This is a genomic window from Klebsiella sp. SYXHC3 (assembly GCF_057196925.1).
The window spans coordinates 193,118-207,054 of the sequence record NZ_JBXUNG010000005.1 but is presented as its reverse complement, the minus strand read 5'-3'; the positions used below and the strand labels follow the sequence as shown (position 1 = coordinate 207,054).

Below are 13,937 nucleotides of genomic sequence, written 5' to 3'. Positions count from 1 at the left end.
CATCCCGGGCTTTGCACACTCACTAGCGTTTAGTAATAGGCTTTCAACGTTCGCTGGCAAAGCGTTGAACGCACGCAGTCATCGGTGGTAAAGCGCACGATGCCAATCATGTCGTCTTCTTCAAAACGCGACAGCGCGTCACTCAGGCCTGATTTTACGCCCGAGGGCAAATCACATTGGGTAATATCGCCGTTGACGATCACCGTGACGTTCTCCCCGAGGCGGGTCAAAAACATCTTCATTTGCGCCGCGGTCACGTTCTGGGCCTCGTCCAGAATCACCACCGCGTTTTCAAAGGTGCGTCCGCGCATATAGGCGAACGGCGCGATTTCTACCTTGCCGATTTCCGGACGCAGGCAGTATTGCATAAAGGAAGCGCCCAACCGCTTCACCAGTACGTCATATACTGGTCGGAAATAAGGAGCGAATTTTTCGGCGATATCTCCCGGTAAGAAGCCGAGATCTTCGTCGGCCTGCAGAACGGGACGGGTAACAATAATTCTGTCCACATCCTTATGGATCAGGGCTTCAGCTGCTTTAGCCGCGCTGATCCAGGTCTTCCCGCACCCGGCTTCGCCGGTGGCGAAAATCAGCTGTTTATTGTCGATGGCATTCAAATAATGCGCCTGAGCTTCATTACGCGCTTCAATCGGCGAAAGATCGCGGCTATCCCGCGCCATGCCGATTGCTTCTACGCCACTCATTTGCACAAGCGATGTGACCGATTCTTCTTCACGTTGTTTATGGCTACGCGAATCCCGTCTCAGCACACGTTTTGCCTCACGACGAGCTTTGATCACTGCTTTTTGTCTTCCCATGGATAGCACCTTGCGTTGTTGGTTTACATCACGCGCGTCAAGAGCAACGCGATTATGCGCACGAACGATTGAGGTTTGGCTTCCTTGTAAGCCATTGCTTGCCGGTTGAATGGACAACGAGCCGCGGCTACGCGCACCGCGTACCCTGCCAGAGTTAGCCTGATTAATAGTGGAAGAGATTGGGGTTACAGAGTGAAAATCGCTGCCGGAAGCTGGGCCTCCGTGCTGGAAAGTACGGTATGTGGTTTTACGTTGTCCGCTACAGGACCTTACCATTCGCGATCTCCATAGTGAGCGACATCACTGCCGGGAACTACCGCGTATGTAATAAGTACATCAAAAAATATTCTTAATGCAACTTATTTTTTACATTGACGCAACAATGATTTCTCAATTTACTATAGAAAACTATCCGTCATTTGTATTACAGAAATATAACACATGGCAGGAAATATATTGAATCCGAGAAAAACAGCAGAAAACGCCCTGCCTTCGCCGGCAGGACGCGTATCAGGCTTGCAAAAGAGATTGTCCAAGATAATGCTGGTCGTTCATCACGCCGGGCAACACAAAGAAGTATCCACCGCCAATCGGTTTAACGTACTCCTCCAGGGCCTCGCCGTTCAGCCGTTTCTGCACCGTCAGGAATCCCTTTTCCAGATCGTGCTGATAGCAAACGAACAATAACCCCATATCCAGTTGTCCGGAGTTGGTGACCCCCAACGAATAGCTGTAACCGCGGCGCATCATCAGGCTGGATTGCGTCTCCGGCGTACGCGGGTTCGCAAGACGAATATGGCTATCAAGAGCGATCACTTCACCATTCGGATCGCGACTATAATCCGGAACATCATGTTCATGTTTCATCCCCAACGGCGCGCCAGAATGTTTATCGCGACCAAAAATCGTCTGCTGCTCTTTCAGCGGCGTACGATCCCAGAACTCAACGTGGAACTGAATGATACGTGCTGCCTGGTAACTGCCGCCGATCGCCCAGGCCGGTTCGTCCTGGTCGGCAGTAACCCACACCACGTTATCCATTAGCGCTTTATCCTGGCTCGACGGGTTAGCGGTACCGTCTTTAAAGCCCAGCAGGTTAATTGGCGTCTCTTTGCCTTTGCTACGGGCCGCGCTATCAGAAATAAACCCTTCCCGCTTCCAGCGCACGCTCAGCAGATCGGGCGTGTGCTTGATAATGTCACGTAGTGCGTGAATCACCGTATCCTGGGTATTGGCGCAAATCTGCAGTAGCAAATCGCCATGGCACAGTGCAGCATCCAGCGAATCATTCGGGAAACGCGTCATTGCCTGCAGTTTTTTAGGCGCTTTGTCCGCTAATCCAAAGCGCTCATCGAACAGCGAATGGCCGACTGAGACGGTGATAGTCAGGTTATCCGGCGCAATCCACGGCCCTAAAATCCCGGAATCCATCGGCGGCAATCGGGGATTCGGGGTATCCGGTGCCGGACCGCCTGCGGTTAAAAAGGCGATCCGCTGAGTCAGCAAGCGGAACAGGCGTTCGAGGTCAGCTTTATCCGCCGCCAGCACATCAAACGCCACCAGCATCATCGAGGCCTGCTGCGGCGTCAGAATTCCCGCCTGATGCGGGCCATAAAATGGCTGTTTTTCCTGACGCGCATCGGGTGCGAGCGTGCCGGGGGAGCTTTCCGCTTTCGCCGCCTGCGCCATCGGGCAACCGCCGCTGATGGCCAGCGCGCCGCCAAGCGCGCCGATCCCCTTCAGTAAGCGGCGACGTGACGGTTCATTCACGTCGCGAGGTTTTGGTTGTGTCATCGATTTAATCCAGGCCCAAAATTCCGCGTAGTTGAGCCAGATCTTCTGCCAGCGTCGTGATCGGCCCTTTCAGCGCATTACGGTCAGCGGTAGTAAGTTTGTCATAGGTCTCGAAACCGTCTTTCGTGCGGTATTTAGCAAGGATGACATCAACTTTTTTGAAGTTGGCGTCAACTTTGGCCAGCAGCGCGCTATTATCCTTTTGCAGCTGCGGGCGCAGCAGGTCGACGATTTTCTGTGCGCCGTCGATATTGGCCTGGAAATCCCACAGGTCGGTATGGCTGTAGCGATCTTCTTCACCGCTAATTTTGCTGGCCGCCACTTCTTCAATCAGCCCTGCCGCGCCGCCCACCACTTTCGACGGCGGGAAGGCCAGCTCGCTAATGCGTTTTTGCAGTTCCAGCACATCGCTGTTCAACTGTTCAGCATAGTTTTCCATCCCTTTAACGCTGTTATCGCCAAACAGCGCTTTTTCCAGACGATGGAAGCCGGTAAATTTCGGGTCTTCGGCTTTTTTCTCGAAATCGTCTTCACGGGCGTCAATGCTGCCGTCGAGGTCAGAGAATAGTTCGGCAATCGGTTCGATGCGCTCGTAGTGCTGACGGGTCGGGGCGTACAGCGCTTTCGCTTTCTCGATATCGCCAGCTTTTACCGCATCGGTAAAGGCTTTAGTACCGCTAACCAGCTGCGCGGTTTCCGCGGTGACGTAGGCTTTATACGCAGTAATCGCCTCGCCAAGACTTAGCACCGCATCGGCTTTCGCCGCATCTTTGCTGGTTTCACCGGTGACAATCAGCTTTCCTTTCGGATTAGTCAGCAGGCCACAGGTCATATCGTATTCGCCCGGCTGTAGGTTAGCCGTCAATTTTTGCGTGAATCCCGGCGCGATATTTTCACGCTCCTCGACCACCATTACGCCTTTCAGGATCTCCCACTCCAGCGCTTTCTGGCTGTGGTTCTGAATGATGAACTGGGTTTTACCCGCCTTCACCGTCACATTCATCGGTTCGCACTGCTTGTCGTTAACGGTAACTTTTACCTGCGGAATATCCGCAGCCTGAGCGTAGCATGCGGAACTGAACAGCGCGGCGACGGTTAACTGCAGCGCAGTACGGCGAAATTGAATTATCATGGCCATCCCTTTCGAAAAGTATGTTGTAACTATATTAATCAGCGGCGCCTGAATTACGCGGCCCGCGATGCTGTCGTTTTGCTGCCCGGCGGCAAGGCAAAACACACCAGCGCCGGGATCAAATAGAGAAGATAAACCGCCACTTCGCTGACGGTGGGCGTCTCCTGATAACCAAAGATGCCTTCCAGCAGCGTGCCGAACAGCGTATGCGTCGATACCACGTTGCTAAGATCAAAGGCGACATTCTGGAAATAATTCCACAGTCCCGCCTCGTGGAAGGCGCGAATCGCCCCGGCTGCCAGACCGGCCGCCACCAGCAGGATAAACAGACTGGTCCATTTGAAGAACACGCCGAGATTAAGGCGGACACCGCCCCAGTAAAGCAGGAAGCCTAATACCACCGCCGTCGCCAGGCCGAGCATCGCCCCCAGCGGCGGCCAGATGCCCACATCCTGCTGGAATGCCGCCAGCAGGAAAAAAACCGACTCCAGGCCTTCGCGGGCAACCGCAAAAAACACCATCATCACCAGCGCCCAGCCGTGGTTATTCCCGCGCTGCAGCGCGTTATCCACCGCCTGCTCCAGCTGTTGTTTGACGTTGCGCGACACTTTACGCATCCAGAACACCATCCAGGTGAGGATAAATACCGCTATCACCGCCACGATGCCTTCAAATAGCTCCTGCTCGCGCTGCGGAAATTCTCCGGTGGTCTCGTTGATAAAAACCCCTAACCCGAGACAAAGCGCCGCCGCGAGGAATACGCCAATCCACATGACGCCGATCCAGTTGCCGCGCTGGGTTCGTTTTAAATAGCTGGCAATCAGGCTGACAATCAGCGCGGCTTCCAGCCCTTCGCGTAACATGATGAGAAATGGAACAAACATGCCGAAACCCTTAAATGTGAACCGCAGTCAACGGATGCAAAGATAGGTAAATATTTCTGATAGTGATTATCATTACAACAATGAGAAACACAAGCGAAATGTTCAGGGAATGATGACTAGTTGTAAATTAATCGCTACAAAATAGTCACTTGCGAAAATACCTCACCAGCTAAGCATTAAAATGGCAAATAGCATGATTTTTTATGCCACATATTTACCGGGCCGGAGCGCTGTGGCTAAATGGCGGTCCTGATTTATCTGCGAAATAAATAACATGACTCAAATTTTGCACTTCCTGCTGGCGCTGGCGGTTATTCTCGCCCTCGCCTGGCTTGCCAGCTATGACCGACAAAAAATCCGCATTCGCTACATTCTGCAGTTAATTATTATTGAAATCGCCCTGGCTTTCTTTTTCCTTCACGCCGAAAGCGGTTTATGGGTAGTGAAAAATATTTCAGGATTTTTTGCTTCGTTACTCGGGTTCGCCGCTGAAGGGACCAATTTTGTATTTGGCGGGATGGATGAAAAAGGACTGGCCTTTATTTTCCTCGGCGTACTGTGTCCGATTGTCTTTATTTCCGCGCTGATAGGTATTCTGCAACACTGGCGTATTCTGCCGATCTTTATTCGTCTGATCGGCACCCTGCTGTCGAAGGTGAACGGCATGGGAAAGCTGGAATCATTCAATGCCGTCAGCTCGCTGATCCTCGGCCAGTCGGAAAACTTTATTGCTTACAAAGGCGTACTCGGGGACCTCTCCTCACGTCGCCTGTTCACGATGGCGGCGACCGCCATGTCAACGGTATCACTGTCGATCGTCGGCGCGTATATGACCATGCTTGATGCGAAATACGTGGTAGCGGCGTTGATTCTTAATATGTTCAGCACCTTTATTGTGCTGTCGATTATTAATCCTACGCGCCCCGGTAGCGAAGCAGAAATAAAGCTAGAGAAGATGCATGAATCGCAGAGCTTCTTTGAAATGCTGGGCGAATATATCCTGGCAGGCTTTAAGGTGGCGATGATTATTCTGGCGATGCTAATCGGCTTTATCGCCCTGATTAGCGCCGTTAATGCGTTATTTGCGACCGTTTTCGGCTTAAGCTTCCAGCAAATCCTCGGTTACGTATTTTATCCGCTGGCGTGGCTGGTGGGTATTCCATTAAGCGACGCGCTAAATGCCGGTAGTATTATGGCTACCAAGCTGGTTGCCAATGAATTCGTGGCGATGATCGAGCTGCAGAAAATTGCCGCCAGCATGACGCCGCGCGGGCTAGGGATCCTTTCCGTGTTCCTCGTCTCGTTTGCCAACTTCGCCTCCATTGGCATTATTGCCGGGGCGATTAAAGGGCTTAACGAGCAGCAAGGCAATACCGTTTCCCGTTTCGGCCTGCGTCTGGTCTATGGCGCGACGCTGGTGAGCCTGCTGTCCGCCAGTTTTGCCGGACTGGTGCTGTAACTCATCGGGCGGGGGAGCTCCCCGCCCTGCGTTTCAGAAGTGTACGCAGACCGGCTGATCAACGCGCATAACGGACTCCTGGGCAAAGCGCGTCTTATACGTATTACGCAACGCTTCAATCCCCTGCTCGCTTTTCGCATCGTTGCTATGAATCAGCATTAGCGCCTTGCTGGATTCGCGGGCGACTGCGCCATTGTTGCCTAGCCACTGGCCGCGGGCGTCAAATACCGTCAGGCCATCGCGAAAACGCGGCGTCACATCGCGGTCGACAAACTGCTGCCATTCCTGAGCGGTAATATCTTTTCCCGCCGGGCGGCTAAGGCCGAAATAGAGGGTGGTTTGCATCATCCTGTTATCCGCCTGACAGCCGTTATAATCAACGTGCGCGGCGCTTTTCTCGGATGGCGCCACGCATCCTGCCAATAGTGCGGCAACGATCAGCGCCGCAGCGCCCTGGGGTAATTTCATTTGCTATCCTCATTGTTTTTTGTACACAGATATCAGCGTATTTTCAGTGAATTAGCAAGAGATGCGCGAACATTACTCTCTGGCGATACGGCAGATTTTCTTTTGTTCTACACTGATAAACACAACCTGGGCGAAATTCTTTTTTAAATTATTTCCTGCGTTTTTTATTTCAAAGACTTCTCTATAGTTGAGCGTTTTTAACTGGCCTGGCGGCCGCGTAAAATAACAACTGGAATAATTCATGATAGAAAATAATGAGTTAGCCAATATTGAGAAAAGAATTGTCACCCGCTTTCTCGATATGTTTATTAAGTTCGGCTTGATACTGGCGCTGGCCTCCTTCTGCTTTACCGTCTTCTCGCCGTTCCTGAACATGATGCTGTGGGCGCTGATTCTGGCCGTCACGCTGTATCCTTTACATCAGCACATCGCGCGACGTATAGGCGGGCGACAGGGACTGGCATCGACCATATTAGTGTTATTCGGCCTGCTGATTATCGTCATCCCGACCATTTTCATGGTGACCTCGCTTGGCGAAAGCGCCGGCAGCCTGATTGATAAAGTCAGCGGAAGCGATCTGACGCTGCCGCCGCCATCGGCTAACGTCGCCTCCATTCCACTCGTCGGCGGTAAGCTGTATGCGTTCTGGCTGAAGGCCTCGGCGGACCTGCCGGCGGTACTGAGCAGTTATCACGCGCAAATTGGCGAGGCGGCGAAACTGGTGCTCGGCGTGCTGGCGAGTATGGGCGGCGGGCTGCTGGGCTTTGTCCTCTCCTTTATTGTTGCCGGCGCCATCATGACCTGGGGCGCGGCGGGCGCCAGCAGCGCTAAACGTATCGCTATCCGTATCACTGATGAAAATAAAGGTCTTGCCCTGAGCCGCCTGTGCACCGGCACTATTCGCGCCGTGGCGCAGGGGGTCATTGGCGTGGCGCTGATTCAGGCCTTGCTGACGGGAATTATCATTGCGTTGGCGGGGATCCCGGCCGCCGGGATCTTCTTTGTGCTGGCGCTGGTGCTCGGCATCGCGCAGATTCCGGTAATACTAGTCACCGCCCCGGCGATTGCCATTATGTGGATGACAGGCGACCACGGCACCGCGGTGAATGTCGTGTTCACCGTCCTGCTGATTGTCGCGGGAATGGTCGATAACGTCCTCAAACCGCTGATGTTGGGCCGCGGCGTAGATGCGCCGATGCCGATCGTTCTGCTCGGCGCGTTGGGCGGCATGGCCACCGATGGCATTCTCGGGATGTTTATTGGCGCGACCCTGCTCTCCATCGGGTATCTGATCTTCATGAACTGGGTAAACGAAGGCGCGGCGAAGTAACCGCCTTACCGCCAGTAGCTTTCCGCCGGGCCGTACAGGCAGCGAAAAAAAACGGCTCCCTGATGGGAGCCGTTGCGGTTTCTGGCGCTCGCTACTTTATTCAGCGGTGGCGCGTACCGGCGGCGCAGAGTGGTAATGCGCGTCCGCTTCAGCAAAACGCTGCTGCATGGCCGCCGATGGCGCCTTGCCCAGCAGGCTGAAGACCACAATCCCGATACTGCCGAACAGGAAGCCAGGGATGATTTCATACAGTCCCAGCCAGCCGAACTGTTTCCAGACGATAACCGTGACCGCGCCAATGATCATCCCGGCCAGCGCGCCGTTACGGGTCATACGCGACCACATCACCGAGAACAGCACTACCGGGCCAAAGGCGGCGCCAAAGCCTGCCCATGCGTAGCTGACCAGACCCAGTACGCGGTTTTCCGGGTTAGCGGCGAGCGCAATAGCAATCAGCGCTACCACCAGCACCATGAAGCGGCCGATCCAGACCAACTCTTTCTGACCGGCGTTTTTACGCAGGAAGGCTTTATACAGATCTTCGGTAATAGCGCTGGAGCAGACCAGCAGCTGGCAGCTCAGGGTCGACATGACCGCCGCCAGAATGGCCGACAGCAGGATCCCGGCAATCCACGGGTTAAACAGGATTTGCGCCAGCTCGATGAATACCCGTTCGGCGTTCTGATTAACCGCGCCCGCCAGGCTCGGGTTGTTATTAAAGTAGGCGATACCGAAGAAACCGACCGATACCGCGCCCGCCAGACAGAGGATCATCCAGGTCATACTAATACGACGGGCATGAACGATACTGTGGTGCGAATCCGCCGCCATAAAGCGCGCCAGAATATGCGGCTGACCGAAATAACCCAGACCCCAACCCATCAGCGAAATAATCGCCACGAAGTTCAGTCCCTTAAGCATGTCGATATTTTCGATGCTTTTTTGCTTAATCACCTCCAGCGAATCGCCGAAACCGCCGACCGAGATAATCACCATCACCGGCGTTAAAATCAGCGCGAAGATCATCAGGCTGGCCTGCACGGTATCGGTCCAGCTCACCGCCAGGAAACCGCCCACGAAGGTATAAACGATCGTCGCGGCGGCGCCGGCCCACAGCGCGGTTTCATAGCTCATGCCGAAAGTGCTTTCGAACAGACGCGCGCCGGCAACAATCCCGGAAGCACAATAAATAGTGAAGAACAGCAGGATAACCAGCGCGGAGATAATACGCAGCACGCGGCTTTTATCTTCGAAACGACCGGTAAAATAGTCCGGCAGCGTCAGGGCATTGTTGTTGACTTCGGTATGCACGCGCAGACGCCCGGCCACCAGTTTCCAGTTAATCCACGCCCCCAGCGTCAGGCCGATGGCGATCCAGCTTTCGGAAATCCCGGAGAGGAAAATTGCTCCCGGAAGCCCCATCAGCAGCCAGCCGCTCATATCCGATGCACCGGCAGAGAGCGCGGTAACAAACGGCCCGAGGCTACGCCCGCCGAGAATATAATCATCAAAGTTCTTGGTTGAGCGCCAGGCAATAAAACCTATCAGTACCATGCCAAAAATATAAACAATAAACGTCACCAACATGGGTGTGCTAATAGCCATGCAAATCTCCAGAATTTATTTCGACAACGTCCAACTTTGTCGTTTTAGCCACTACCGGAACGGGGTAATGGCGTATTGGTTGTATTGGGCGAGCGTATCCTGACGGATGCGTCGGTATTTCACAAACGATTTAACACAGCATTTACACGAAAGTTGTCTCAGGAAAAATAGCAATTTTCTATAGGTTGCACTCCCTCACGTTTTTACGGGTTGCACCTGAAAAAACTGTTAAGCAACGCAGATAAATACGTTATTTGAATGAGGCTATTTATTGGAAATTCTTATCAAGACTATTAACAATTCATTCATTTCTCAGCTTGCTAGCCAGGTCACAATTAACAAGGTTGCACAAAGTTGCAACATAGGTGATATTTCTACGCAACCAATAAAAGGGCATTACATAGCTAACAGGAGTTCCCGCAATGGGCACCACTACCATGGGTGTAAAACTTGACGACGCCACGCGCGAACGCATTAAGTCCGCCGCGAGCCGTATTGACCGCACGCCGCACTGGCTGATTAAACAAGCCATTTTCAACTATCTGGAAAAGCTGGAAAACGACGAGACGCTGCCGGAACTGCCGGCGCTCCTTTCCGGCGCCGCCAATGAAAGTGATGAAGCCGGCGCTCCGGCGGATGAGCCATATCAGCCGTTCCTCGAATTCGCCGAACAAATTCTGCCGCAGTCGGTCAGCCGCGCGGCGATCACCGCGGCCTGGCGTCGCCCGGAAACCGATGCGGTACCGATGTTGCTGGAGCAGGCCCGTCTGCCGCAGCCGTTAGGCGAACAGGCGCACAAGCTGGCCTACCAGCTGGCGGAAAAACTGCGCAACCAGAAAACCGCCAGCGGCCGCGCCGGCATGGTGCAAAGCCTGCTGCAGGAGTTCTCGCTTTCCTCACAGGAAGGCGTGGCGCTGATGTGCCTGGCCGAAGCGCTGCTGCGTATTCCGGATAAAGCCACCCGCGACGCGCTAATCCGCGACAAAATCAGCAACGGCAACTGGCAATCGCATATCGGCCGCAGCCCATCGCTGTTCGTCAATGCCGCCACCTGGGGACTGTTGTTTACCGGGAAACTGGTGTCGACGCATAACGAGACCAGCCTCTCCCGCTCGCTGAACCGCATTATTGGCAAGAGCGGCGAACCGCTGATCCGCAAAGGCGTCGATATGGCGATGCGCCTGATGGGCGAGCAGTTCGTCACCGGGGAAACCATCGCCGAAGCGCTGGCTAACGCCCGCAAGCTGGAAGAGAAAGGGTTCCGTTACTCCTACGATATGCTTGGCGAAGCCGCGCTGACCGCCGCCGATGCGCAGGCCTATATGGTCTCTTATCAGCAGGCGATCCACGCCATCGGCAAAGCCTCTAACGGCCGCGGCATTTATGAAGGGCCGGGGATCTCGATTAAACTTTCCGCGCTGCACCCGCGCTACAGCCGCGCGCAGTATGATCGGGTCATGGAAGAGCTCTATCCGCGGCTGAAATCGCTGACGCTGCTGGCGCGCCAGTACGACATCGGTATTAACATCGACGCCGAAGAGGCCGATCGTCTGGAGATCTCCCTCGATCTGCTGGAAAAACTGTGCTTCGAACCGGAGCTGGCCGGCTGGAACGGAATCGGCTTTGTTATCCAGGCCTACCAGAAACGCTGCCCGTTTGTGATTGATTCGCTGATCGACATGGCGACCCGCAGCCGTCGTCGCCTGATGATCCGCCTGGTGAAAGGCGCCTATTGGGATAGCGAAATCAAACGCGCGCAGATGGAAGGCCTCGAAGGCTATCCGGTTTATACCCGTAAGGTCTACACCGACGTTTCTTATCTCGCCTGCGCCAAGAAGCTGCTGGCGGTACCGAACCTGATTTATCCGCAGTTTGCCACCCATAACGCCCATACGCTGGCGGCTATCTACCAGTTGGCGGGGCAAAACTACTATCCTGGCCAGTATGAGTTCCAGTGCCTGCACGGCATGGGTGAACCGCTGTATGAGCAGGTCGTGGGCAAAGTCGCCGACGGCAAACTAAACCGTCCGTGCCGTATCTACGCGCCGGTCGGTACCCATGAAACGCTGCTGGCGTATCTGGTGCGTCGTCTGTTGGAAAACGGCGCCAATACCTCCTTCGTTAACCGTATCGCGGATAATACCCTGCCGCTGGATGAACTGGTGGCCGATCCGGTCAGCGCGGTCGAAAAACTGGCGCAGCAGGAAGGCCAGGCCGGCTTGCCGCATCCGAAAATTCCACTACCGCGCGATCTGTACGGTCTCGGCCGCAGCAACTCCGCCGGTCTGGATCTGGCTAACGAACATCGTCTGGCCTCCCTCTCCTCTTCGCTGCTTAACAGCGCGCTGCACAAGTGGCAGGCGCTACCGATGCTGGAGCAGCCGGTGGCCGAAGGCGAAATGCAGCCGGTCATCAACCCGGCGGAACCGAAAGATATCGTCGGCTACGTCCGCGAAGCCAGCGATGCCGAAGTGCAGCTGGCGCTGACCAGCGCTATCAATAACGCGCCAATTTGGTTCGCCACCCCGCCGCAGGAACGCGCCGCCATTCTTGAGCGCGCCGCCGTGTTAATGGAAAGCCAGATGCCGACCCTGATGGGGATCCTGGTGCGCGAAGCTGGCAAAACCTTCAGCAACGCCATTGCTGAAGTGCGCGAAGCGGTCGACTTCCTGCACTATTATGCCGGTCAGGTGCGCGACGATTTCGATAATGAAACCCACCGCCCATTAGGCCCGGTCGTCTGTATCAGCCCGTGGAACTTCCCGCTGGCGATCTTCACCGGCCAGATTGCCGCGGCGCTGGCGGCAGGCAACAGCGTGCTGGCCAAACCGGCCGAGCAGACGCCGCTTATCGCCGCGCAAGGCGTAGCGATTCTGCTGGAAGCCGGCGTACCGCCGGGGGTGATTCAACTGCTGCCGGGCCGCGGGGAAACCGTCGGCGCCGCGCTAACCTCAGATGAACGCGTTCGCGGCGTAATGTTTACCGGTTCGACCGAAGTAGCGACGCTGCTGCAACGCAACATCGCTAACCGCCTTGATGCGCAGGGCCGTCCGACGCCGCTTATCGCGGAAACCGGCGGCATGAACGCGATGATCGTCGACTCGTCGGCGCTCACCGAGCAGGTGGTGATCGACGTACTGGCCTCGGCTTTCGACAGCGCCGGCCAGCGCTGTTCCGCCCTGCGCGTGCTTTGCCTGCAGGAAGAAGTCGCCGACCATACGTTAACCATGCTGCGCGGCGCGATGAGCGAATGCCGGATGGGGAATCCGGGTCGTCTGACCACCGATATCGGCCCGGTAATCGACGCGGAAGCCAAAGAGAATATCGAGCGCCATATTCAGGCGCTGCGCGCGAAAGGCCGTAATGTCTTCCAGGCGGTACGTGAAAATAGCGAAGATGCCCGCGAATGGAATCACGGTACGTTCGTGGCGCCAACGCTTATCGAACTCGAGAGCTTCGACGAACTGAAAAAAGAGGTCTTTGGCCCGGTTCTGCACGTGGTGCGCTATAACCGTAACGAACTGGATAAGCTGGTCGAGCAGATTAACGCCTCCGGCTACGGTCTGACCCTCGGCGTGCATACCCGTATCGACGAAACCATCGCTCAGGTCACCGGCAGCGCGAAAGTCGGCAACCTGTACGTCAACCGCAATATGGTTGGCGCGGTGGTCGGCGTACAGCCGTTCGGCGGCGAAGGGTTATCGGGTACCGGTCCGAAAGCCGGCGGCCCGCTGTACCTGTATCGTCTGCTCTCCAGTCGCCCGCAGGACGCGGTCGGCGTCACTTTCGCCCGCCAGGATGCGGAGCGTCCGCTGGACGCCCAGTTGAAAACGCTGCTGGAAAAACCGCTGCAGGCACTGCAGCAGTGGGCGGCTGGCCGTCCTGAACTGCAGGCGCTGTGTCAGCAATACAGCGATCTGGCGCAAAGCGGCACCCAACGTCTGCTGCCAGGGCCAACCGGCGAGCGCAATACCCTGACGCTGATGCCGCGCGAGCGCGTATTGTGCGTGGCGGATAACGAGCAGGACGCGCTGATTCAACTGGCTGCGGCAATGGCGGTTGGCTGTGAAGTGCTGTGGCCGGATAGCGCCCTGCAGCGCGAACTGGCGAAGAAACTGCCGCGTGAGGTCAGCGAGCGCATTCATTTTGCGAAAGCGGATCAGTTGACCAGCCAGGCTTTCGACGCGGTCATTTATCACGGTGATTCCGATCAGTTGCGCGAGCTGTGTGAGCAGGTGGCGGCGCGCGACGGGGCGATTGTATCGGTGCAGGGCTTTGCCCGCGGCGAAACCAATCTGCTGCTGGAGCGCCTGTATGTCGAGCGTTCGCTGAGCGTCAACACCGCCGCGGCAGGCGGTAACGCCAGCCTGATGACCATCGGCTAAAACGGGCTCCCCGGTGGCGCTACGCTTACCGGGGCTACATAACCCCGCCAAAGGGTAGCCCG

9 protein-coding genes are annotated in these 13,937 nt (G+C 55.6%); 3 read left to right on the top strand and 6 right to left on the bottom strand.

Annotated features, from left to right (window positions below; all coding sequences use genetic code 11):
* Positions 1-29: 29 nt before the first annotated feature.
* The 4 genes from phoH to efeU form a co-directional block, all read right to left on the bottom strand.
* A complete protein-coding gene (gene phoH, locus AC2CGP_RS15165; RefSeq protein ID WP_015367231.1) occupies positions 30-818 on the bottom strand; it encodes a phosphate starvation-inducible protein PhoH in 789 nt (262 codons plus the stop codon).
* A gap of 510 nt (positions 819-1,328) precedes the next feature.
* Positions 1,329-2,612 carry an iron uptake transporter deferrochelatase/peroxidase subunit gene (gene efeB, locus AC2CGP_RS15160; RefSeq protein ID WP_475702347.1) on the bottom strand — a complete coding sequence of 428 codons (1,284 nt, stop codon included), beginning with the start codon at positions 2,610-2,612 and terminating at the stop codon, positions 1,329-1,331.
* 4 nt (positions 2,613-2,616) lie between these two features.
* A complete protein-coding gene (gene efeO, locus AC2CGP_RS15155) occupies positions 2,617-3,744 on the bottom strand; it encodes an iron uptake system protein EfeO (RefSeq protein WP_032714256.1) in 1,128 nt (375 codons plus the stop codon).
* Between the two features lie 53 nt (positions 3,745-3,797).
* The gene (gene efeU / locus AC2CGP_RS15150; protein ID WP_015367234.1) at positions 3,798-4,628 is read right to left on the bottom strand and encodes an iron uptake transporter permease EfeU; all 831 of its coding nucleotides are present in this window, start codon (positions 4,626-4,628) and stop codon (positions 3,798-3,800) included.
* Between the two features lie 274 nt (positions 4,629-4,902).
* Between efeU and AC2CGP_RS15145 the strand changes: the two genes are divergently transcribed.
* Positions 4,903-6,087 carry a NupC/NupG family nucleoside CNT transporter gene (locus tag AC2CGP_RS15145; RefSeq protein ID WP_171829370.1) on the top strand — a complete coding sequence of 395 codons (1,185 nt, stop codon included), beginning with the start codon at positions 4,903-4,905 and terminating at the stop codon, positions 6,085-6,087.
* A gap of 33 nt (positions 6,088-6,120) precedes the next feature.
* On the opposite strand, the gene AC2CGP_RS15140 is transcribed toward AC2CGP_RS15145, so the two are convergent.
* Positions 6,121-6,555 carry a DUF3574 domain-containing protein gene (locus tag AC2CGP_RS15140; RefSeq protein ID WP_032707750.1) on the bottom strand — a complete coding sequence of 145 codons (435 nt, stop codon included), beginning with the start codon at positions 6,553-6,555 and terminating at the stop codon, positions 6,121-6,123.
* Positions 6,556-6,796: 241 nt separating this feature from the next.
* On the opposite strand from AC2CGP_RS15140, the gene AC2CGP_RS15135 reads away from it, so the two are divergent.
* A complete protein-coding gene (locus AC2CGP_RS15135; RefSeq protein ID WP_015367237.1) occupies positions 6,797-7,885 on the top strand; it encodes an AI-2E family transporter in 1,089 nt (362 codons plus the stop codon).
* 96 nt (positions 7,886-7,981) lie between these two features.
* On the opposite strand, the gene putP is transcribed toward AC2CGP_RS15135, so the two are convergent.
* Positions 7,982-9,490: a sodium/proline symporter PutP gene (putP, locus tag AC2CGP_RS15130; protein WP_015704992.1), complete on the bottom strand. Its 1,509-nt coding sequence runs from the start codon at positions 9,488-9,490 to the stop codon at positions 7,982-7,984.
* A gap of 422 nt (positions 9,491-9,912) precedes the next feature.
* Between putP and putA the strand changes: the two genes are divergently transcribed.
* Positions 9,913-13,875, top strand: a complete 3,963-nt coding sequence (gene putA, locus AC2CGP_RS15125) for a trifunctional transcriptional regulator/proline dehydrogenase/L-glutamate gamma-semialdehyde dehydrogenase (RefSeq protein ID WP_484502386.1) — start codon at positions 9,913-9,915, stop codon at positions 13,873-13,875.
* The last annotated feature ends 62 nt before the right edge of the window (positions 13,876-13,937 follow it).